The sequence below is a fragment of the Thermocrinis albus DSM 14484 genome (assembly GCF_000025605.1).
Classification (GTDB): Bacteria; Aquificota; Aquificia; order Aquificales; family Aquificaceae; genus Thermocrinis; species Thermocrinis albus.
Genome location: NC_013894.1, coordinates 570,130 through 590,768 on the forward strand (window position 1 = coordinate 570,130; position 20,639 = coordinate 590,768).

22 protein-coding genes and 1 tRNA gene are annotated in these 20,639 nt (G+C 47.6%); 5 read left to right on the forward strand and 18 right to left on the reverse strand.

Going from position 1 to position 20,639, the window contains the following annotated elements:
* Positions 1-31 precede the first annotated feature (31 nt).
* Positions 32-352 carry a rhodanese-like domain-containing protein gene (locus THAL_RS02995; RefSeq protein ID WP_012991641.1) on the forward strand — a complete coding sequence of 107 codons (321 nt, stop codon included), beginning with the start codon at positions 32-34 and terminating at the stop codon, positions 350-352.
* Here THAL_RS02995 and THAL_RS03000 read toward each other — a convergent pair.
* The gene (locus tag THAL_RS03000; protein WP_041434185.1) at positions 322-2,265 is read right to left on the reverse strand and encodes a thioredoxin domain-containing protein; all 1,944 of its coding nucleotides are present in this window, start codon (positions 2,263-2,265) and stop codon (positions 322-324) included. The two genes, THAL_RS02995 and THAL_RS03000, sit on opposite strands and share 31 nt — an antisense overlap.
* A 23-nt stretch (positions 2,266-2,288) precedes the next feature.
* A complete protein-coding gene (locus THAL_RS03005; protein ID WP_012991643.1) occupies positions 2,289-2,756 on the reverse strand; it encodes a hypothetical protein in 468 nt (155 codons plus the stop codon).
* A 52-nt stretch (positions 2,757-2,808) separates the two neighbouring features.
* Between THAL_RS03005 and ftsY the strand changes: the two genes are divergently transcribed.
* Together ftsY and lon are read left to right on the forward strand one after the other, a co-directional pair.
* Positions 2,809-4,179, forward strand: a complete 1,371-nt coding sequence (ftsY, locus tag THAL_RS03010) for a signal recognition particle-docking protein FtsY (protein WP_012991644.1) — start codon at positions 2,809-2,811, stop codon at positions 4,177-4,179.
* Positions 4,176-6,536 carry an endopeptidase La gene (lon, locus tag THAL_RS03015; RefSeq protein ID WP_012991645.1) on the forward strand — a complete coding sequence of 787 codons (2,361 nt, stop codon included), beginning with the start codon at positions 4,176-4,178 and terminating at the stop codon, positions 6,534-6,536. Before ftsY ends, lon begins: the two co-directional genes overlap by 4 nt.
* A 10-nt stretch (positions 6,537-6,546) precedes the next feature.
* Here lon and THAL_RS03020 read toward each other — a convergent pair.
* Both THAL_RS03020 and THAL_RS03025 read right to left on the reverse strand, forming a co-directional pair.
* A tRNA-Arg gene (locus THAL_RS03020) sits at positions 6,547-6,623 on the reverse strand.
* Between the two features lie 20 nt (positions 6,624-6,643).
* Complete coding sequence (locus THAL_RS03025) at positions 6,644-8,056, reverse strand: hypothetical protein (protein ID WP_012991646.1); 1,413 nt, start codon at positions 8,054-8,056, stop codon at positions 6,644-6,646.
* Between the two features lie 85 nt (positions 8,057-8,141).
* Between THAL_RS03025 and THAL_RS03030 the strand changes: the two genes are divergently transcribed.
* Positions 8,142-9,446 carry a homoserine dehydrogenase gene (locus THAL_RS03030; RefSeq protein ID WP_012991647.1) on the forward strand — a complete coding sequence of 435 codons (1,305 nt, stop codon included), beginning with the start codon at positions 8,142-8,144 and terminating at the stop codon, positions 9,444-9,446.
* Positions 9,443-10,111 carry a ribulose-phosphate 3-epimerase gene (gene rpe, locus THAL_RS03035; RefSeq protein WP_012991648.1) on the forward strand — a complete coding sequence of 223 codons (669 nt, stop codon included), beginning with the start codon at positions 9,443-9,445 and terminating at the stop codon, positions 10,109-10,111. The genes THAL_RS03030 and rpe overlap by 4 nt, the downstream gene beginning before the upstream one ends.
* Here rpe and THAL_RS03040 read toward each other — a convergent pair.
* Genes THAL_RS03040 through fusA form a run of 14 tightly spaced genes read right to left on the reverse strand, consistent with a single transcriptional unit; the run spans position 10,089 to position 20,628 of the window.
* The gene (locus THAL_RS03040) at positions 10,089-12,053 is read right to left on the reverse strand and encodes an LPS-assembly protein LptD (protein WP_012991649.1); all 1,965 of its coding nucleotides are present in this window, start codon (positions 12,051-12,053) and stop codon (positions 10,089-10,091) included. The two genes, rpe and THAL_RS03040, sit on opposite strands and share 23 nt — an antisense overlap.
* Before the next feature lie 8 nt (positions 12,054-12,061).
* Positions 12,062-12,361, reverse strand: coding sequence for a 30S ribosomal protein S17 (gene rpsQ, locus THAL_RS03045; protein WP_012991650.1), 300 nt, complete (start codon positions 12,359-12,361; stop codon positions 12,062-12,064).
* Positions 12,358-12,558 carry a 50S ribosomal protein L29 gene (gene rpmC, locus THAL_RS03050; RefSeq protein ID WP_012991651.1) on the reverse strand — a complete coding sequence of 67 codons (201 nt, stop codon included), beginning with the start codon at positions 12,556-12,558 and terminating at the stop codon, positions 12,358-12,360. The genes rpsQ and rpmC overlap by 4 nt, the downstream gene beginning before the upstream one ends.
* Entirely contained in the window at positions 12,555-12,977 is a 423-nt protein-coding gene (gene rplP / locus THAL_RS03055) for a 50S ribosomal protein L16 (RefSeq protein WP_012991652.1), read from the reverse strand. Before rplP ends, rpmC begins: the two co-directional genes overlap by 4 nt.
* A 17-nt stretch (positions 12,978-12,994) precedes the next feature.
* Positions 12,995-13,699 carry a 30S ribosomal protein S3 gene (gene rpsC, locus THAL_RS03060; RefSeq protein ID WP_012991653.1) on the reverse strand — a complete coding sequence of 235 codons (705 nt, stop codon included), beginning with the start codon at positions 13,697-13,699 and terminating at the stop codon, positions 12,995-12,997.
* Positions 13,699-14,040 carry a 50S ribosomal protein L22 gene (gene rplV, locus THAL_RS03065; protein WP_012991654.1) on the reverse strand — a complete coding sequence of 114 codons (342 nt, stop codon included), beginning with the start codon at positions 14,038-14,040 and terminating at the stop codon, positions 13,699-13,701. The genes rpsC and rplV overlap by 1 nt, the downstream gene beginning before the upstream one ends.
* A 10-nt stretch (positions 14,041-14,050) precedes the next feature.
* The gene (gene rpsS, locus THAL_RS08590; protein ID WP_012991655.1) at positions 14,051-14,506 is read right to left on the reverse strand and encodes a 30S ribosomal protein S19; all 456 of its coding nucleotides are present in this window, start codon (positions 14,504-14,506) and stop codon (positions 14,051-14,053) included.
* Positions 14,507-14,508: 2 nt separating this feature from the next.
* On the reverse strand, positions 14,509-15,378 hold the full coding sequence (gene rplB / locus THAL_RS03075) for a 50S ribosomal protein L2 (RefSeq protein ID WP_012991656.1): 870 nt from the start codon (positions 15,376-15,378) through the stop codon (positions 14,509-14,511).
* 10 nt (positions 15,379-15,388) lie between these two features.
* Positions 15,389-15,685: a 50S ribosomal protein L23 gene (gene rplW / locus THAL_RS03080; protein WP_012991657.1), complete on the reverse strand. Its 297-nt coding sequence runs from the start codon at positions 15,683-15,685 to the stop codon at positions 15,389-15,391.
* Entirely contained in the window at positions 15,682-16,275 is a 594-nt protein-coding gene (gene rplD, locus THAL_RS03085) for a 50S ribosomal protein L4 (protein ID WP_012991658.1), read from the reverse strand. Before rplD ends, rplW begins: the two co-directional genes overlap by 4 nt.
* Positions 16,272-16,976 (reverse strand): 50S ribosomal protein L3, encoded by a 705-nt coding sequence (gene rplC / locus THAL_RS03090; RefSeq protein WP_012991659.1) that lies wholly within the window; start codon positions 16,974-16,976, stop codon positions 16,272-16,274. Before rplC ends, rplD begins: the two co-directional genes overlap by 4 nt.
* A 1-nt stretch (position 16,977) precedes the next feature.
* The gene (gene rpsJ / locus THAL_RS03095; protein ID WP_012991660.1) at positions 16,978-17,295 is read right to left on the reverse strand and encodes a 30S ribosomal protein S10; all 318 of its coding nucleotides are present in this window, start codon (positions 17,293-17,295) and stop codon (positions 16,978-16,980) included.
* A 10-nt stretch (positions 17,296-17,305) separates the two neighbouring features.
* Positions 17,306-18,523, reverse strand: a complete 1,218-nt coding sequence (gene tuf, locus THAL_RS03100; protein ID WP_012991661.1) for an elongation factor Tu — start codon at positions 18,521-18,523, stop codon at positions 17,306-17,308.
* 17 nt (positions 18,524-18,540) lie between these two features.
* A complete protein-coding gene (gene fusA / locus THAL_RS03105) occupies positions 18,541-20,628 on the reverse strand; it encodes an elongation factor G (protein WP_012991662.1) in 2,088 nt (695 codons plus the stop codon).
* Positions 20,629-20,639 lie beyond the last annotated feature (11 nt).

The following is a 20,639-nucleotide window of genomic DNA, read 5'->3' on the forward strand; positions in this document are numbered from 1 at the left end:
TATTATAAAAAATTGCTATATAATTAATAGTATGTTCCAGGTGCCGGAAGTTACGCCAGAAGAAGCTAAAAGGATGTTGGAAGAGGACCCTAACGTTGTCCTCCTAGATGTGAGGACGCCACCCGAACACGTACAGGTGAGGATACCCAACTCTCTTCTCATACCTCTCGACGAGCTTAGATACGCCTATGCCAACCTGCCTAAGGATAAGAAGTACATAGTTTACTGTAGAAGTGGGGAAAGAAGTGCCTTCGCCACCTACTTTCTCAGACACATGGGATACGAGGCTTACAACTTGGCAGGTGGTATTTTGGTGTGGCCTTACGAAAGGGAGTCAGGTATTCCTTCGTAAACCCTACAGGAGCTTCCCTCACACACCACTACACCCTTCACCGGAGATCTCAACACCACTTTGAAGGGTCTGAAAGAGCTCAGCATATCTTCAAAGAAAGTCTCCGTCTCCACCTTGTAGATACCTTTTAGGTAAGCGTACAGACTGATCAGATAGGAGGGTGAAATGAGGGGGATCTCCCTCACCATGCGGGCAAAAGCCTGCAGGTTCTTCTCTGCATACTCCAGAAACTCGGTATAGGGTGTTACGCTCCCCAATACCAGATAAAGGTAGGGTGCTGCTCCATTAACCGATTGAGTAGGAGTGTCCTGAAGGGTCTTGAGTCTTATGCGCAGGAGTCCTTCGTCCTTCTCTTCAGTGTCAAAGAATCCCCAACCCTGTGGATCCCAAAACTTCTTAATGGCCTCATGGGCCAACATTACCGACGCTTCCAGATACTCCCTCTTCTGAGTGACCTCAAATAGACTTAGAAGACCTCGCGCCAGAAAGATGTAATCTTCAGCCATTCCTTTCACACCATATGTATGCATAAGCTGGCCATCCTTCCACATCTCCTTCATGAGTCTGTCGGCAGTTTTTTCCGCACTAGATAAAACCCACGGGATTCTGAAAACTTTGTAACAGGTAGATAAAGCTTCCAACATCAGACCGTTCCAGTTGGTGTATATGGTCTTATCGATAAAAGGTTGCTGTCTGGTGGACTCTCTGTAAGACAACATTTTGCGACGGGCGCTTTCCAGCAGTTGTCTCACCCTCTCCAGAGGGATACCCGTAGCTGTAGCCACTTCCTCCTCACTCATGGCTATGAAGAGAACATTCTTGGAAGGATCATGGTGCATCTCACCTTTTGGATGTATGTCAAAGTAAAGGCTGGTCACCTTAAGCTCTTCTTCCGTAAGTATCCCTCTTAACTCCTCCAGTGAGAAGGTGTAGTATCCACCCTCATCCAGATCACCTATGTCTGCATCCTGCGACGCGTAAAAGCCACCCCCCTCGTCAAACCCAAAGCGTTGGTAATAGTTCAGTATTCCCTCCACCACGTACCTGTAAAGATCTTTTTTGGTAACCTGAAAAGCCAACGAGTAAACTAGAAGAAGTTCAGCATTGTCGGATAGCATTTTCTCAAAGTGGGGTACTATCCATCTATCGTCTGTGGAATATCTGAAGAAACCACCTCCCAGATGATCGTATATTCCCCCTCTTGCCATACTGTCAAGGGTTATCTCCACAGCCTCCACAGGTAGGGTCTGTCCTGTAAAGAAGTGATGATACAGTAAGAGTTCGAAGGCCCTCGCGTGATGGAACTTAGGTGCAGTTCCTATGCCACCGTACTGGTAATCTACCGAAGCCAAAAGGTTGGCTATACCTCTGTTAAGAAGCTCTTCTCCTACATTGTCTTTGTGGGAACTGCTGGAATAGTTCCTCAGAAGTTCAAAGATGTGTTCTGCAGATCTTATAACTCTATCTCTGTCCTCTTTCCACAGCTGTGCTATTCTCAGAAGGAGGCTTTTGAATCCTGGTCTTCCCCATCTGTCCTCGGGTGGAAAGTAGGTACCCCCGAAGAAGGCCTTACCGTCGGGTGTAAGAAAAACGGTGAGGGGCCAACCACCGCTCCCCGTAAGGGACACCACTACTTCCTGATACCTTCTGTCTATGTCAGGTCTCTCGTCTCTATCCACCTTTATGGCAACAAAGTTCTCGTTGATGATCTGGGCTATTTCGGGATTCTCAAAACATTCCTTGGCCATCACGTGACACCAGTGACACCACACAGCACCTACTGAGAGAAGTATGGGCTTGTCCTCTTCCTTAGCTTTTCTAAAGGCTTCTTCACACCACGGATACCAGTCCACCGGTTGATGGGCAGATTTCTTAAGGTAGGGGCTCCTCTCCTTTATCAATCTGTTAGCCATAGTGAAGTATAAAGATAGGCACATTACTGAAGGAGGTAATCAAAGCTCACCCTTCTTGTCCTCCCCTTGTCGTCAGTTATGTACACGTTGATGGAGTAAAGACCACGATCCGACATCTCAAACCAACCACCGTAGTTATCACCGTACTGATGGGGGTACTTGCTGAGATGCTTCCTCTGAGCTCTTAGAAGGGGTGACCTTACCTCTGCGTCTACCCTGTAGTTGGACAGGTACACTATCTTCTGACCTTCCTGTTTCCAAATAGCTACCGCCAAGTGGTGTGTCTCGTTTCTCTTGGGTTCACCGTGGTACTGCACTAAAAGGTTGTACGCTCTCGGAAAGCTTGTTTTGAGCTCGTCAATACTTACCACACCTATACTGACGTTCATGTCATGTAGCCGTGCCGTCAGAGGTGTTGTAAGTACCTTCTCTTCCTGAGCCCTCAGAAAGGTTATCATCAGGAGAAGTAATAGTAAATAGTACCTTCTCATGGCCCACCTCCCTATTAATACTAAAATTTATGCTACTATAATTTTTTAACGCATGTTGAGGTTCTGGAAGAAATCTCAGGAAGAGAAGCTGGCAGAACAGGGTGATAAGTCTTCCATACTGAAGCTTATAGAACAGGGCAAGAAGGACAAGGCTATAAGGATCCTGGAAAACTTCAAAGAGAATCCGGAGCTGAGACCCATACTGTTCAGACTCTATATGGAAGAAGGGAAGTACTATTACGCCTATCAGCTTGTGGAACACTACGACAGGAACTTGGCCACGGCAAAGGAGAGAGCCTTCCTATACGAGAAGGTGGGCGAGAAGGAGAAAGCTGTGGAGGAGTATGCGCGGATAGGTGACTGGGAGAGTTTGTGGAAAGCAGGACTCCTTCTGAAAGATATGGGGATGTATGAAAGGTCTCTGGAATTCTTGGAGAGAGCTTACAAGATAACACCCATCGCCAAGAGGGAGGACTTACAGAAAGACATACAGGAGGTAAAAACCGCCCTCGGCCTTGAGGAGAAACCTAAGGAGAGCCTCCTGGATAAGATAAGGAGAAGCCTCAGGAAAACAAAGGAGGTGCTGGAGCTAAAGGTTCTCTTCGCGGGAAGGAAGGTAGATGACCAGCTTTTAGAAGAACTGGAAGAGAGGTTAGTGAAGGCAGACATAGGCGTTAAAACAGTGGCAAAACTGGTGGAGGATCTGAGAAAGGATGCCATAAGACTCAACATAAAAACATGGGAGGAGTTGGAGCCTTTACTAAAAGAGAAGGTTTACACCCTCATAAAGGACTGCAGAGGTGATTTAAAAGAAGGTAGAGTCTATCTCTTCCTGGGTGTGAACGGTTCCGGTAAGACCACCACCATAGGAAAGTTGGCCTTCTTACTGCGTCAGAGAGGTAAAAAGGTACTTCTGTGTGCCGCGGACACCTTCAGAAGTGCGGCCATAGAGCAGTTGGAGGTTTGGGCGGAGAGAAGCGGTGCCCACATAGTAAAGCACAGGGAAGGTGCTGACCCCGCTGCTGTGGTCTTTGATGCCATGAAGGTAGCTCAGGAACAAGGTTACGACGTGGTTCTGGTGGATACCGCAGGAAGGCTCCACACCAAAGAACCCCTCATCAGAGAACTTAGGAAGATAAAGCAGACGATCCAGAGATTTTTCCCAGAGGAACCCTCGGAGACACTGCTGGTACTGGACGCTACAGTGGGACAAAACTCTATATCTCAGGCCAAGGTTTTTAAAGAAGCTTTGGATATAACGGGGATAGTTTTGACAAAACTGGACAGTAGTTCTAAAGGAGGGGCCGTTGTAGCCATATGCCAAGATTTAAAGATACCGGTAAAGCTGGTGGGATTAGGAGAAGGTATAGACGATCTTCAACCCTTTGACCCTAAGGTCTTTGTGGAGGAACTGCTGTCATGATGGAGACTTATCCCTTTGGAGTATCCCAGATACCTACCGGAACTGTGGAGCTACCCCTCATGCCCTTGAGGGAGGTGGTAGTCTTCCCCACCATGGTGATACCCCTCTTTGTGGGTAGAGCTTTCTCGGTGAGGGCGGTGGAAGAAGCTCTGAAAGGAGACAGACTCATCTTTCTGGTGGCACAGAAGGACAAGGATATAGAGGAGCCACAGGAAGAGCATCTCTACAAAGTAGGCACTGTAGCCCATGTGGTAAGGTCAACACCCCTTGAGGAAGGAAGGCTCAAGATCCTCATACAGGGCATAAAGAGGGGTGTGCTAAAGGAGATAAGGTGGGAGAAGGACCATTACAGAGGGGTTGTGGAAGTGGTGGAGGAACTGGAGATACCCCAAGAAGAGCTCACCAAAGAGGACAGAGCCTACATGGCTTCGGTAAAGGAGCTTTTGGACAGAGCTGTCTCCTTAGGTAAGCAGATAATACCCGACTTTCTGATGCTGGTGAAGGATATAGAAGATCCCGGTAAGCTTTCGGACCTGGTGGCCTCTATAACAGATATGAAGCTCCAGGATGCCCAGAAGGTTCTTGAAACTTTTGATCCGAGGGAGAGGCTCAGGCTGGTGCATCAACATCTGTCGGTGGAAGTAGAACTTCTGGAAGTTCAGAGTAGGATAAGGACAGCTGCAAGAGAGAGGATGGAAAAAGAACAGAGGGAATACTTTCTACGTCAACAGCTCAAAGCTATACAGGAGGAACTGGGAGAACTGGACGAAAGAAAAGCAGAGGTGGAGGAATACACCCGTAAGTTACAGAAGCTCAAGTTAGAAAAGTCGGTGAGGGAGGAGATAGAAAAGCAGATAAAACGCCTGGAGCGACTTCATCCCGATTCTGCAGAAGCAGGTGTTCTACGTACGTGGTTGGACTGGGTACTGGATCTTCCTTGGAACAAGAAGACAAGAGACCGGTACAATCTAGACAAGGTGATGGAAGTTCTAAATAGGGACCACTACAATCTGGAGAAGATAAAGGAGAGGATTGTAGAGTATCTGGCGGTGAGAAAACTCACAAAAGGGAAATCTTCAGCGGTACAGATCCTCTGTTTCGTAGGGCCACCCGGTGTGGGAAAAACCTCCTTAGGAAGATCTATAGCGGAAGCTCTCGGTAGAAAGTTCGTCCGTATATCTCTCGGTGGAATAAGAGATGAAGCAGAGATAAGGGGGCACAGGAGAACTTATGTGGGTGCCATGCCTGGCAGAATAATGCAGGCCCTCAAACAGGCAGGCACCAAAAACCCCCTCATTGTGTTGGACGAAGTGGACAAGATCTCTGTATCCTTCCAAGGTGACCCTGCAGCAGCCTTGCTGGAGGTACTGGACCCTGAACAGAACAAACAGTTCGTGGACCTCTACATAGGTTTACCCTTTGATCTCTCTGAAGTTTTCTTCATATGTACCGCCAACAGGGCAGACACTATACCTAGGCCACTGCTGGATAGAATGGAGGTGATAAACCTTTCAGGTTACTCGGAGGAGGAGAAGGTGTTCATAGCAAAGAACCACCTCATCCCTCGTCTACTACCCATGCATGGTTTTGGAAAGGATGAGGTGGTCTTCAAAGACGATGCCCTCATGGAGATCATAAGAGGGTACACACGTGAATCGGGTGTGAGAAACCTTCAGCGCCAGATAAGTACAGTACTACGCAAACTGGCACTCAGACGCCTAAAAGGTGAGAATCCACCTTTTGAGGTCACCCTACAGGATGTTAAGAACTTCTTAGGTGTTCCCCGCAGGTATACTGAGAAGGAAGAAAACCCAATGGTAGGTATCGCAGTAGGACTTGCGTGGACAGAGGTGGGTGGGGAGATAATGCTTATAGAGGCAACACGCTTCAAAGGAAAAGGTCAACTCCTCCTTACGGGATCTTTGGGAGACATAATGAAAGAATCCGCTCAGGCAGCTCTGTCTTACATAAAGTCAAGAGCAGAGGAGTACGGTATAGACCCAGACATATTCTCCCAGGTGGATGTGCACGTTCACGTACCGGAAGGAGCTGTTCCTAAAGATGGACCTTCGGCAGGTATAACAATAGCCACCGCCCTTCTCTCTTTATTCACCGACAGACCGGTTAGAATGAACGTGGCCATGACGGGAGAGGTTACTCTGAGGGGAAGGGTTTTACCTGTGGGTGGTCTGAAGGAAAAGATACTGGCCGCCAAAAGGGCAGGTATATACGAAGTGATTCTGCCGGAAAAGAACAGGGAGGAAGTTCTGGAGGACCTACCTTCCTATGTGAAGGACCAGATGACCTTCCACTTCGTGAGTCACTTAGAGGAGGTTTTTAAGATAGCTATCCTTTAGAGATAGAGAGTGGCCAGCCCGGCGGGATTCGAACCCGCAACCTTGGGATCCGTAGTCCCACGCTCTGTCCAGTTGAGCTACGGGCCGTCTATTTATTATTATAACCCTCAGGGTCCTATCTGCCGTAAGAAGGCAGGTATCTCCTCTGTGGGAGTCCACCCACAATCCGATAAAGCTCTATCGATGGTCTCCTTACTCTTACCCGTCTTTTGGGATAGGTACTCCACAAACCTACCTCTTTGTCCCTTAAAGCCCTCTATCTCTTCTTCTGTTACTTCCGGAAAACGAGATGTTATCCTCCGTTTCACTATCTTCCAAGCGGTACTGTTACTATAAAGGCTGTATTCCTTATCCCTTACTGTTATTTTTGCTGCAAGCCCCTGCAGAAAACTTAACCTTTCGGGATTTATGGTGAGTATGGCTTCTGCCATAAGAGGATCCACCGTGTAATAAATACCGAACAGCTTACCCAGTATACGTCTCTGAGTTCTTATAATCTGGTCCAGAATATATCTCACAGGATCTTCCACCTTCTCGTAGATAAGGTCATAGTAGTTGAGAATTTCCAGCTCCATACCCCCCAGCTTTCTTACCACGTTGGCTAGAGTATGATAGCTCACCTGATCCTCCTTCTGTGCAACCTTTTCCTTCTCCTTAGGTAGTTCTCCGTAATCTACCACCACATCTGTATGGATGGGGGGTATTATGTGGTAGGTTTCCGATTCCCAGCCCGCCTTCCTCAGTATCTGCTCTGCACCCGACTCGTCTATACGGTACCTCTCCATAAGCAGTCTCTTAAGACCCTCCCTGTCTTTTCTGTATTGGTCTAGTTCTTCGTCAGAGAGATCCACCTCTACGTACACCAGCTTTTCCTTCCCATCCTCTCCCCTTATGAAAATGTTCTTTCTACCTCGTATATGCCTTTTGATGAAGGCCCAATCTTCGTCCGTCATAATAGGTTCAGGATGCCACTGAGGATTCATCTCCTCTTCCAGCTCTAGGTAAGGGACAGTCTCGTACCAAGTAGCCTTGTTGAGCTTGGATTCTATCACCTCTTCCGACTCTCCCAGTTTACTTTTCACATACTCTATAAACTCCCTCCTTTTGAACTTGAAGCGATCTATCTCCTCTATGCTCAATTCTGGAAAGAGTATACGTAGTTTGTACTTGATGAAGTCCCAGTTCCCGAAAAGGTTCTGTGGTTCTAAAGCCTCATATCCGTAAGGGTTTGTCTTAAGAAACTCAAAGTAGTATCCCAGAAAGGTCCTTACCCTCGGATCCGTTACAGCCAGCACCTTTATAAAATCGGGATCGTACTGTTCTATAACCTCCAGCAGGCGAGCGATGTTTACCTTCTTTATGTTGTGCAAGTGGCACAGCTCCACACGGAACTTTCTGGGAAGTTCTCCTTGAGCACAGTACTGGTTCAACACCTCCATCTCGTGCTTCAACAGACCCCTGAAAAAGGCCAGCTTCTCCTTAGGTGTGAGCTTCTCTTTCAGTAAAAGTTCCTCCCACATGGTTCTACCCTCCTTACAGGTTAAGTTATGTCTTTCCTCTTCCGGTACTATGAGAAATACACACTTATGATGCTATAATTAAAGCGTGAGAGTAAGGGTTGGTATAGTAGGCTGTGGTACGGTAGGTACGGGGACCGCTGAACTCCTTCTCAAAAATGGCCATCTTATAAGGAAGAAGACGGGACTAGATATCGTTCTCACCAAGGTAGCGGATGTTGACTGGGAACGTCCAAGAAGCTTTGAGGTACCCCATCATCTGAGGACTACCCACTACACGGAGGTGATAGAGGAGTCTGACATAGTGGTGGAACTGGTAGGAGGAAAGGGTTTTGCCAAACAGGTTATACTGGAAGCCTTAGAAAAAGGTAAGCATGTGGTGACAGCCAACAAACACCTTCTGGCTGAAGACGGAAAAGAGATATTCCTCAAAGCTCAGGAAAAGGGTCTGTGGATAGGTTTTGAGGCTTCAGTGGGAGGAGGTATCCCCATAGTGAAGGCTCTTAGAGAAGGTCTATCTGCCAACAGGATACTGAACATATACGGTATACTCAACGGTACTACCAACTACATCCTCACCCGTATGTTGGAAGAGGACATGACCTTCGATGAGGCTCTGGCAGAGGCCAAAAGGATGGGATACGCCGAGGCGGACCCTTCCTTGGACATAGACGGATGGGACTCAGCCCACAAGATAACCATTCTGGCAACGGTAGCTTTCGGTAAGTTCTTTCCTTTTGGAAGCGTACACGTGGAGGGTATAAGGCAGGTGGACCTTCTGGACGTGGAACTGGGTAAAGAGCTGGGATACACCCTCAAGCTTCTGGCCATATGCAAGAGGGTGGATTCGGAGGTAGAACTACGTGTACATCCCACCTTCATACCTTCCGAAGAACAGTTGGCCAAAGTGTCGGATGTATTCAACGCGGTGATGGTGGAGGGGGACTTTGTAGGTAAAACCATGTTCTACGGAAGAGGTGCAGGTTCACACCCTACCGCCTCCGCTGTGGTGGCTGATATTATAGACATAGCCCGTAACATAGCGGGGGGAATAAGAGCCCTACATCCCTTCTATTGGGAGGAAGAGGAGCTTCACATAAGCTCCAACTTTTACAGCAGGTATTACCTGAGACTGGATGTTCCGGACAGACCCGGTGTGTTGGCAAAAGTGGCACAGGTACTAGGCGATAACGGCATAAGTATAGCGTCAGTACTGCAGAAGGAAAAGGTGTGCCGGATGGCAGGAAGAGAAGGACAGAGTGTTATCCCCCTAGTTTTATTGACTCACAAGGCTTACGAGAAACAGATGCGCAAAGCTATAGAGGAGATAAAGAACCTCCCTATGGTGGAGGGACATCCCGTCCTTATAAGAGTAGAGGAAGAGAAGCTATGAAACTATTAGCACCCTCCATTCTTTCAGCAGACTTTTACCGCCTCGGAGAGCAGATAGAAGCCTGTGTAAGAGGTGGTGCAGACATCCTTCACTTTGATGTGATGGATGGACTCTTCGTACCCAACATATCCTTTGGTCCGGTGGTGCTAGAGAGCATAAAGAAGCACTGTCCTCTACCTTTAGATGCTCACCTCATGATAGTAGAACCTGACAGATACATAAGGGACTTTGTGATGGCAGGTGCCAGCATGGTGAGCGTTCATATAGAAGGTAACCACCACATACACAGAACTGTGGAACTTATAAAATCTTTGGGGGCCAAAGCCGGTGTTGTTATAAACCCCGGAACACCTCTCCATCTTTTGGAAGAGGTGCTCTACTATGTAGATTTTGTTCTTCTTATGTCGGTGAACCCCGGTTTTGGCGGACAGACCTTCATACCGCGATCCTTAGAGAGGATACGCCAGCTCAAGGAGATGATTGGGAGAATAAACCCCTCAGTACTCATAGAGGTGGATGGAGGAATAAAAGAAGATAATATAAGGCTTGTGGCCGAGGCCGGTGCTGATATTCTGGTGGTAGGTTCGGGTATATTCTCTCATCCTGACGTAGAAGCTCAGACAAGAAAACTCAAGTCCCTCCTCAACGTTTCAGAGGCAGTGTGAACCTCTGGAGGTCAAAGATGTTAAAGACAAGAAAGAACTCCTTTATGTACTTGGCCCTGTTACCATCGTAAAAGTCCCTCACCATGAATCCTATCCCCCAACAAGCTCCTCTATAATCCACGTTTAACTGTCTCAGCAAGTCCTTATTGAGCCTCATGTCGTGCAAAGTGTATAACCTTACAGTAGTATCTCGGAAGGTGGTGGTGAAAGTGTAGTTTATCTGTTCCCCCAGTCTTTTACCCAACACATCACGGGTGGTCAAGTATCCCACACTCAGAGAGGAGGATCCTTTTACCCATTGAAGGTTTGAAGAGGAAGTGAGTATGTTTCCTCCCTCCACATCGTAGAGGGTGTCTGTGTAAAAGGTAAGAGAAGGGAGGGGTTTCAAAGAGACCACCCCTCTGACAGGAAGTAGGTTCCTCTTGACCTTTTGACCCAAATACGTGTACTCACCCAAGAAGTTGTAAGCGGTCTGCAGTTGAAGACTCAAAAACTCTCTCCCTCCAAAAGAGTTACTACTCCTCCAAAGAAAGCCTGCCTGATTCTCCTTGTTTACCTCGTCTATGGGGTCCATACGAGGATTGTTGTAAGATCGTGGTCTGTACAGATAAGATACTTCCAATAGGTTGTAGGAGCGCCAAGATCCTACCACAAAGTCCCGCACAAAGGGAACTCTACCATGAAATCTTAGGGTGCTAACATCCTCTCCTTTGGTGTAGAAAATGTTCTCCCATGTTAAGCTCCAGTAGGTGGGTACAGAAAGAACAGACGTAGATAGAGAAAGCTGAGGGAAGAACACAAACCTTCCCGTTTTGGGACCTTCTTTTCTGTAAAAGTTGGTGTACATAAAAAGAGCGTTGTAGGAAAGCTTTCCTACAAGGGGAGAGTCCTTTAGGTAAAAACTTACTTCCGGCAACCTTTGAAGAGTCTTAGAATTGTTGGGAGAGGTTGTATCGTAAAAATGCCTTACGTCAAAGGAGAAAAACCACCTATCGGTATCCTTCATATAGTTGACGTAGGAGGATAGGTAAGGTACAGTTCTCTCCTTCGTATGAAGGTATACGTCCTGAAGGAAGTAGGGGTCAGATACAGTGTCTATACCTCCTTTGATATCATCCCAAAGAAAGGAAAAACGAAGTCTGTATCTGTTCTCTCTGAAGGTGGATAAGGGCCTCCCTTCCCACCACTTTTGTGGTGGTGTGGGCTCCTTATAAAAGGACAAAGACAGTTCCAGTTTTCGGGAGGCTTCCACTGCCTGCCTGTACTCCAGAGATAATCCTTTGGCCTGTTTGTCCCTCAGGTCCAACGTGAGTGTGGCATCTTTATCCCGTGAGATAGCCCAGTAAATAGGTTGTTGGTAAATAAAGGTGTTGTAAGTGTTGGATCCTACGACAGGAGGTAGAAGGCCGGAACGCCTATCTCCTACAGGAAAGAAAGCCAACGGAAGATAGGCAACGGGTATCCTAAAGAGCCTCAGGGTGTTGTTGGTGGAGAAAACATACCTGTCATCTATCCTAGCTTTTGAAAAACAAAGAGACATCTCCTTCTTCTGAGGAGGACAAGTGGTAACACTGCCATCCTTAGCACGATACACATCCTTTTCCTTTGTTACCTCTTTCGCACTGATATAAAACCTCTCAAAACGTCCGTTGGTATCTTGGAAGTAACCTGTATCTTCCTTAAGGTTCAGAAAGGCAGATCTGCCTTTAGCCTCCAACCTCCCATCTGTGGATCTTACGTACACATTCCCCTCGGCAAATACCTCTTTGGTCTCCGGATTATACCGCAGGTAATCGGCTCTTATGTAATACTGCCTGTAGTAAGCTTCTACGTTTCCCCTAGCTTCTAGGGTACCATCTGGTAATCTCTCCAGGGTGTCGGATAAAATCTCCACACCCCAGCCTATCTGAATAAAAACAAGAAGCAGGAAGAGCCACAGCACTCACAGTATTATACGTTCTCTTGCTCTACCGTTTCAGGGGTTTTTGCTCTCTGAAGGATCTTGACCACCACCCATCTTTTGGTCTTAGATATGGGCCTTGTCTCTCTTATAACCACTATGTCACCCACTTTGCACTCGTTGTTGGGGTCATGAGCGTGATACTTCTTACTTTTTATAATGTGCTTCTTGTAAATGGGGTGTTGGACCTTACGGTCCACCTTCACCACTACTGTTTTGTCCATCTTGTCACTTACCACAACACCTACCATCTCCTTTCTTTTTTCGTGCCATTTCTTTTCCTGACTCATGTTTCACCCCTCAACTGTTTTTCCCTTATAACGGTGAGAACCCTGGCGAGATCCTTACGCACTTTTCTTATCTCATTTATGTCCTTAAGACCTTCTACCTTCTTCTTTATCCTCAGGCGTAGTATCTGGCGCCTGAGCTCTTCTTCCTTTTTGAGGAGATCCGCTAAGGACAAGGACCTTAGCTCAGAGGCCTTCATAGTTGCCCTCCTTTCTTGACGAGTCTTACCTTTATGGGTAACTTGGCCGCCACCAATCTAAAAGCTTCCTCCGCTACTTCGTCGTTCACACCGGAGAACTCAAAGAGGATCCTTCCTGGCCTTACCACAGCCACAAAACCCTCAGGATCTCCTTTACCTCCACCCATACGCACTTCGTTGGGCTTCCTGGTGTAGGGCTTGTCAGGGAAGACGGTTATCCATACCTTTGCACCTTTCCTGAGAGCTCTTACCAAGGCCACCCTACCAGCCTCTATCTGCCTTTGGGTGAGCCAGCAAGCCTCAAGAGCCTGTATACCGTAGTCACCGAAAGAAACTTTGTTTCCTCGGAAAGCCTTACCCTTTAAGGTTCCTCTCTGTTGTTTCCTAAACTTGGTTTTCTTAGGTGCCAAAAAAGACATAGCTCACCTCCTTAGGTTCAGCTGGCGAGGGCTTCCTTCTCAGCCCTCTTAAGATCTTCTTCTATCTTCTTAACGATCTCTTCTTTACCGCCTTTGAGGATATCACCCTTGTATATCCATACCTTAACACCGAGAACACCGTACTTGGTCTGTGCCACGGCAAAACCGTAGTCTATATCGGCTCTCAGCGTCTGCAGAGGCATCCTTCCCACGAGAAACCACTCAGCTCTTGCCAGCTCAGCACCACCTATCCTTCCCTTCACCTGTACCTTCACACCTTTTGCACCCGCCTTTATGGCGTTGTCTATGGCTCTCTTCATAGCTCTTCTGTGAGACACCCTCCTCTCTATCTGAAGGGCTATCTCCTCGGCCACCAGTTGAGCATCCAGTTCAGGTGTCCTTACCTCATCCACCGTGATGGTGATGATCTTCCCAGGTGCCATCTTTTCAAGATCCTTCTTGAGTTGCTCTACTTCTGCACCTTTCCGACCTATTATGATACCTGGTCTTGCAGCCAGTATTCTCACCTTCACTTTCTCAGCCATTCTCTCCACTACTACACGGGATATACCTGCAGAAGCATACCTTTCCTTTATGTACCTCTTTATCTTCAGATCCTCGTGAAGTAGCTGGGTGTAGTCCTTACCTTCAGCATACCACTTAGAGGTCCAGTCCTTTATTATGCCCAATCTGAAACCTATAGGGTGAGTTTTCTGACCCATTACTTCTCCTCCTCTCTCTCTTCAAGAATTATGGTGATATGGCTCGTCCTCTTGCGTATCATGGTGGCTCTTCCGTGAGCTCTCGGCATCCACTTTTTGTACATAGGTCCCTGATCAGCCACCGCCTTCTTTATGTACAGTTTTTCCAAATCCATCTTCTTTTGGTCCGCGTTGGCTATAGCGCTACGCAAAACATTTGCCACTATCTTGGCGGCCTTTTTAGGCATAAACTCCAACTGGTAGAGGGCATCAGCGGCTCTCTTACCCTGAATGAGTCTCAAAACCTGTCTGGCCTTCAGGGGAGATATACGTGCGTACCTTAGTATCGCTCTTGCCTCCATCTTTGACACCTCACTTCTTCTTAGCGGCTTTTGCAGATTTATCAGGATGCCCCCTGAAGGTACGTGTGGGGGCAAACTCACCCAGCTTATGCCCTACCATATCGGACGTTATGTAGACAGGGACGAAGGTCTTTCCGTTATGGACCGCTATAGTATGCCCCACAAACTCCGGTATTATGGTAGTATCCCTACTGTAGGTTTTCACCACCTTCCTCTCACCGGTTTCGTTCATCTTTCTGATCCTCATCCACAGCTTTGGATCAACCCACGCCTTTTTATCTACCAGCTTCTTAAACTCTTCCAAGAGAAGTCGATATTTTTCTACAGCCTTATTGAACAGTTCTTGAGTGTGCTGAACCTTCCGTACCCTCTTGTGCATCCTGTGGATCTTTTTGTACAACTTGAGGAGTTTTTCAGGATCCTCTATAAGTTTGTTACGTTTGTTCCACGCTCCTTTAAAACCCATCTTTACCCTCCTTTCTTGAGAGGTCTGCCTTTTCTGGTCACCAGTATGAACTTATCGGAATACTTCTTGCCCCTTCTGGTCTTATACCCCTTAGTCTTCCATCCCCAAGGTGATTCAGGATGCTTACCTTTGGTTTTACCTTCACCACCACCGTGAGGGTGATCCACAGGGTTCATGGCTGTTCCTCTCGTGTGAGGCCTCCAACCTAGCCACCTAGCTCTTCCCGCTTTGCCCAACTTCACCAATTCGTGCTCTGCCAAACCTACAGCTCCTACCGTAGCCATACACCTCTGGTGGACCAACCTTATCTCTCCTGAGGGTAACCTGAGCTGAACATAGTCATCTACCTTACCTAGTACTTGAGCGTAGGTTCCGGCAGCTCTGGCTAGCTGACCTCCTTTACCGGGATGTAGCTCCACGTTGTGTACTATGGTACCTACGGGTATGTACTTGAGAGGTAAGGCATTACCCACCTTTATCTCAGGCAGTTCCTTACCCGCTTCAGCATCCTCATAAGATATGGACATTACGGTATCACCCACTTTCAGACCGTCAGGCCAGATAATGTAGCGCTTCTCTCCGTCTGCGTAGTGCAATAGGGCTATACGTGCAGATCTAAAAGGATCGTATTCTATAGCAGCTACTTTTGCAGGAACCAAACTCTTATCCCTCTTAAAGTCTATAAGTCTGTAGCGTTTCTTGTGTCCTCCACCTCTGGATCTTACCGTTATCTTACCGTGGGACCTTCCCTTAGCCCTCTTATAGAAGAAGGTTAGGGACTTTTCGGGTTCCCTTTTGGTGATTTCACTAAAGTCGTATAGAACCGCGTGTCTCTGACCGTTGGTTACAGGTTTCAACTTCCTCACGCCCATAGCTCACACCTCACACACTAAGAAGGTCTATCTCCTGAGAGGGATCTATGGTCACTATGGCCTTCTTATAGGCTCTCGTGTAACCATATTTCCTAAACTTACCGTACACCCTCTTCTTCCTCGGTTTCACTATCATGGTGTTAACCTTGAGAACCTTAACACCAAAGAGCTTTTCTATCGCGTACTTAATTTCGTGTTTGGTGGCATCCAAAGCCACCTCAAAGGTGTACTTTTTGTAGTCTTCCATCAGTCTGTTACTTTTCTCCGTTATGATGGGTCTTATGATAATCTCCTCAGGTCTCCTCATGGTGCAAGCCTCTCGTAGATCTTTCCAAGAGCCATCTTATCTATTATAAGCCAATCTGCCCACAGTATATCGTAAACGTTGAGGCCATCCACGGGAAGCACTTTAGCGGTGGGTATGTTCCTAAAGGACTTTATAACCACTTCATCTTTTTGCGGTACTATCAACAGTACTTTCTGGTCAGCTACATTATGAGTTTTCAAAAACTCCACCGCCTTCTTGGTTTTGGGTACTTCACCTATTTCCACCTTATCCACTAAGAGTACCTTGCCTTCCTTAGCTTTCGAGGACAAAGCCATTCTCAAAGCCAGTTTCCTAACCTTTTTGGGAAGGGTGTAATAATAGTCTCTTGGTTTTGGACCGTGAGCCACACCTCCACCTACAAAGATGGGAGCTCCGCGCTCACCGTGTCTTGCGTTTCCCGTTCCCTTCTGAGGTAGAATCTTCCTACCACTGTAGTTCACTTCGGCACGCGTCTTGGTACTGTGGGTACCCTGCCGCCTTGCCGCCAGCTGCCACTTGACAGCCTCCCACAGAACGTGTTTTTTCACTTCCACACCGAAAATATCCTCTCTCAGCTGTAGATCACTCATGCTTCACCCCTCAGGAGAGTTTCGGCTATATGCTTTATTCTCTGAAGTTTTAGTCTCTGGGACTTTCTGTAAGCTATAGTGCTCTTCTCCACAAAGACTATACCCCTGTTATGACCTGGAACGGAGCCTTTAACGAGCAAAAGGTTCTCTTCCGGCACCACATCCACCACCAAGAGGGCTTGTACCCTTATCGTTTCAGCTCCCCAGTGACCGGCCATTCTCTTACCTTTCCAAACTCTACCCGGATCTGTCCTCTGGCCTATGGAACCTACAGCCCTGTGATACCTGTGTCCGTGAGATTTAGGAAAACCTCCAAAGTCCCATCTTTTCATAGCTCCGGCAAAGCCTCTTCCCTTGCTTATACCTACCACATCCACCAGTTCCCCTGGTTGGAAGATCTGTTCCACCCTCAGCTCCTGTCCTACCTGATATTGATCCGGATCATCTACGCGAAACTCCTTCAGCCTCCTAAGAGGTGGTAAACCCGCCTTCTTAAGATGTCCCAGTTCAGGTTTCGTCAGGTTTTTCTCCTTAGCAGGAAAGGCACCTACCTGAACTGCGTTGTAACCGTCTTTCTCCTGCCTCCTTACGGCCACCACGTAGTTGGGCTCTATCTTTATAACGGTAACAGGCACAGCGGTTCCATCTTTGAGAAATACCCTCGTCATACCCACTTTAGTACCAATGAGTCCTATAGGCATATCAACCCTCCTCCATCTTGAGCTCTACGTCTACTCCTGCAGGTAAGGTTAGGTTCATGAGGGATTCCACCGTTTGAGGGGTAACTCTCACTATGTCTATGATCCTCTTATGCTCTCTTATCTCAAAGTGTTCTCTGGATTGGTCAAACTTGTGGGGAGAACGAAGTACCACCCATCTTCTCCTTCTTGTGGGAAGGGGGATGGGACCTCTGACCGCACCCCCCGTTCTTTTCACTACATCTATTATCTGTTTTACAGACTGATCCAAGAGCCTGTGGTCGTAGGATCTTAGCTTTATACGTATTATCTCCTGCTCCATCTTTCAACCCTCACTCTAAGATCTTGGTAACGACACCAGCTCCCACAGTCCTTCCACCTTCCCTTATGGCAAACCTAAGTCCTTCCTCCATGGCCACAGGCTTTATCAACTCCACTTCCAACTCTACATTATCCCCAGGCATCACCATCTCCTGCCCCTCAGGCAACTTCACCACCACACCAGTCACGTCCGCTGTCCTAAAGTAAAACTGTGGCCTGTAACCAGCAAAAAACGGACTGTGCCTTCCACCTTCCTCCTTGCTCAACACATATACCTGTGCCCTAAACTTCCTGTGGGCCTTCACACTGCCAGGCTTCGCCAACACCTGACCACGTTCCACATCGTCCTTACCTACTCCCCTCAACAACACCCCTATGTTGTCTCCTGGTAACGCCTCGTCCAACACCTTCCTGAACATCTCTATAGACGTCGCTACCGTCTTCAACGGCTCCTCCCTTAAACCTACTACCTCCACTTCCTCTCCAGGTCTCAGTGTCCCCCTCTCCACTCTCCCTGTCACCACTGTACCACGTCCAGATATGCTAAACACGTCCTCTATTGGCATCAAGAACGGTTTGTCCGCTTCTCTCACTGGTGTCGGTATGTATTCGTCCATGGCTTCCAACAGCTGTAGTATGCTCTGACACCACTTGTCAGGCTTGCCCCCTTCCAGCTCCTGTAATGCACCCAACGCTGATCCCCTTATAACGGGTACTTCATCTCCAGGATACTCATACTTGCTGAGTAGTTCCCTCACTTCTAGTTCCACTAAGTCCAACAGCTCCGCATCGTCTACCATGTCACATTTGTTCATAAACACCACTATGTACGGTACGTTCACCTGTCTCGCTAAAAGTACGTGCTCCCTCGTCTGGGGCATGGGTCCATCTGCCGCTGAAACCACCAGTATGGCCCCGTCCATCTGCGCTGCTCCCGTTATCATGTTCTTGATGTAGTCCGCATGCCCAGGACAGTCTACGTGAGCATAGTGCCTCTTGGCTGTCTCATACTCCACGTGGGTTATGTTTATGGTGATTCCTCTTTCCCTCTCCTCAGGTGCCTTGTCTATCTCCTCGTACTTGGTACACTTGGCTTTACCGCCAGGCATAAGTCCGGCACCCAACACACACGTTATGGCTGATGTTAAGGTGGACTTCCCGTGGTCTACGTGCCCTATAGTCCCTACGTTAACGTGCTCCTTCTCCCTTACAAACTTCTCCTTAGCCATGCTTTACCTCCTTAGGGTTATTGCTTGGCTCCTGCCATGCGTTCGCCTATTATCTGTTCCGCAATACTTTGCGGAACTTCTTCGTAATGGGAAAACTTCATTATAAAGGTTCCTCTTCCTTGTGTCAAGCTTCTTAGAGTGGTGGCATAACCAAACATCTCCGCCAGAGGTACGTAAGCCTTTATGACAGTAATGACCCCTTTGTTCTCCATGCCTACTATCTTACCCCTACGGGAGTTGAGGTCACCTATCACATCTCCTACGTAATCCTCGGGTGTTTCCACTTCCACCTCCATTATTGGCTCCAGAAGTACGGGATCCGCTTTTTTAGCAGCATCCTTAAAGGCCAGGGATCCTGCTATCTTGAAGGCCATCTCCGAAGAGTCCACCTCGTGGTAAGAACCATCAAAGAGTCTCACTTTTACATCCACCACAGGGTATCCTGCCAGTATGCCGTTCTGCATAGCTTCCTTTATACCTTCCTCCACAGCCGGAATGAACTCCTTAGGTATAACACCTCCCACTATGGCGTTCTCAAAAACAAAACCCTGGCCTCTTTCTAAAGGTTCAATCTCTATAACAGCGTGACCGTACTGACCTCTTCCACCTGTCTGTCTTATAAACTTACCTTCACCTACAGCTTTCTTACGTATCGTCTCTTTGTAAGCTACTTGAGGCTTACCTACGTTCACCTCTATACCGTACTCTCTCTTCATTCTGTCCACTATTATCTCCAAGTGCAGCTCGCCCATACCGTGTATGAGAGTCTGCCCTGTTTCGGGATCTACAGTGGCCCTAAAGGTGGGATCTTCCTTCATGAACTTGTTGAGGACTTGAGAGAGCTTCTCTTGGTCTTTCTTGGTTTTGGGTTCTATAGCCATGGAGATAACAGGTTCCGGAAACTCCAGTTTTTCAAGTAATATAGGATAGCGTTCGTCGGTAAGGGTATCTCCTGTGGTGGCATCCAGACCTACCGCAGCTACTATCTCACCGGCTGCAGCTTCTTGAACATCTTCCCTTGAGTTGGCATGCATCAAAAGAAGTCTTCCAACCCTCTCTTTTTTATCCTTTGTGGCGTTGTATACGTAAGAACCGGCAGTTACCTTACCGGAGAATACTCTGAAGTAAGTGAGCTGTCCGGCATAAGGGTCACTCATCACCTTAAACACGTAAGCACAGAAAGGTTCATCGTCCAGAGGCTTTCTTATTTCTTCTTGCCCAGTCTTGGGGTTTATACCCTTCACGGGAGGCACATCCAGAGGTGAGGGGAGATAATCTATGACGGCATCCAGGAGGGGTTGTATGCCTTTGTTCTTGAAGGCAGAACCGCACAACACCGGCACCAACTTTCTCTCTATGGTAGCTTTCCTCAGAACTCTTTTAAGATCGGACACAGGTATCTCTTCACCTTCCAGATACTTCATCATGAGCTCATCATCATGTTCCACTATAGCCTCCACCATCCTGTTTCTCCACTCGGTGGCTTTGTCCATGTACTCAGCCGGTATGTCCACTATCTCGTACTTGGCGCCTAATGTTTCCTCCAGCCATATGATAGCTCTCATCTCCATAAGATCTATAACACCTTTAAACTGGTCTTCGGCTCCCACTGGTATCTGAATGGCCACAGGTTTTATACTGAGCTTTTGCTCTATCTCCTTGAAGACTCTGTAGAAATCAGCTCCTAACCTGTCCAGTTTGTTGATGAAGGCGATACGGGGAACACCGAAACGGTCAGCCCAACGCCAGTTGGCTTCCGACTGGGGTTGAACACCTTCCACTGCGGAGAAGATGAAGATGATCCCGTCCAAAACCTTCATAGATCTAACTACTTCTACTGAGAAGTCCACGTGTCCGGGTGTGTCTATTATGTTTATCTGGTGATCTTTCCAGTAACAAGCTGTGGTAGCAGCCGTTATGGTGATACCCCTTTCCCTCTCTTGAGGCATCCAGTCCATGGTGGCCGTTCCCTCGTGAACTTCCCCTATTTTGTAGGTCTTACCGGTGTAATAGAGGATCCTCTCCGTGGTGGTAGTTTTACCTGCATCTATATGAGCCACTATACCTATGTTCCTCAATCTTTCTATAGGTACAAGCCTTGGCATCTTTACTTACC

Bases quoted from the DNA above. Each gene is read 5' to 3' on its own strand.
- lon (WP_012991645.1), top strand. From the start codon at position 4,176: ATGATGGAGACTTATCCCTTTGGAGTATCCCAGATACCTACCGGAACT.
- rplB (WP_012991656.1), bottom strand. From the start codon at position 15,378: ATGGGCGTGAGGAAGTTGAAACCTGTAACCAACGGTCAGAGACACGCG.
- THAL_RS03000 (WP_041434185.1), bottom strand. From the start codon at position 2,265: ATGGCTAACAGATTGATAAAGGAGAGGAGCCCCTACCTTAAGAAATCT.
- rplP (WP_012991652.1), bottom strand. From the start codon at position 12,977: ATGTCTTTTTTGGCACCTAAGAAAACCAAGTTTAGGAAACAACAGAGA.
- rpsS (WP_012991655.1), bottom strand. From the start codon at position 14,506: ATGGGTTTTAAAGGAGCGTGGAACAAACGTAACAAACTTATAGAGGAT.
- THAL_RS02995 (WP_012991641.1), top strand. From the start codon at position 32: ATGTTCCAGGTGCCGGAAGTTACGCCAGAAGAAGCTAAAAGGATGTTG.
- fusA (WP_012991662.1), bottom strand. From the start codon at position 20,628: ATGCCAAGGCTTGTACCTATAGAAAGATTGAGGAACATAGGTATAGTG.
- rplW (WP_012991657.1), bottom strand. From the start codon at position 15,685: ATGAGGAGACCTGAGGAGATTATCATAAGACCCATCATAACGGAGAAA.
- rplC (WP_012991659.1), bottom strand. From the start codon at position 16,976: ATGCCTATAGGACTCATTGGTACTAAAGTGGGTATGACGAGGGTATTT.
- THAL_RS03005 (WP_012991643.1), bottom strand. From the start codon at position 2,756: ATGAGAAGGTACTATTTACTATTACTTCTCCTGATGATAACCTTTCTG.
- rpsJ (WP_012991660.1), bottom strand. From the start codon at position 17,295: ATGGAGCAGGAGATAATACGTATAAAGCTAAGATCCTACGACCACAGG.
- rpe (WP_012991648.1), top strand. From the start codon at position 9,443: ATGAAACTATTAGCACCCTCCATTCTTTCAGCAGACTTTTACCGCCTC.
- rpsQ (WP_012991650.1), bottom strand. From the start codon at position 12,361: ATGAGTCAGGAAAAGAAATGGCACGAAAAAAGAAAGGAGATGGTAGGT.
- rpsC (WP_012991653.1), bottom strand. From the start codon at position 13,699: ATGGGTCAGAAAACTCACCCTATAGGTTTCAGATTGGGCATAATAAAG.
- rpmC (WP_012991651.1), bottom strand. From the start codon at position 12,558: ATGAAGGCCTCTGAGCTAAGGTCCTTGTCCTTAGCGGATCTCCTCAAA.
- ftsY (WP_012991644.1), top strand. From the start codon at position 2,809: ATGTTGAGGTTCTGGAAGAAATCTCAGGAAGAGAAGCTGGCAGAACAG.
- THAL_RS03025 (WP_012991646.1), bottom strand. From the start codon at position 8,056: ATGTGGGAGGAACTTTTACTGAAAGAGAAGCTCACACCTAAGGAGAAG.
- tuf (WP_012991661.1), bottom strand. From the start codon at position 18,523: ATGGCTAAGGAGAAGTTTGTAAGGGAGAAGGAGCACGTTAACGTAGGG.
- rplD (WP_012991658.1), bottom strand. From the start codon at position 16,275: ATGAGTGATCTACAGCTGAGAGAGGATATTTTCGGTGTGGAAGTGAAA.
- rplV (WP_012991654.1), bottom strand. From the start codon at position 14,040: ATGGAGGCAAGAGCGATACTAAGGTACGCACGTATATCTCCCCTGAAG.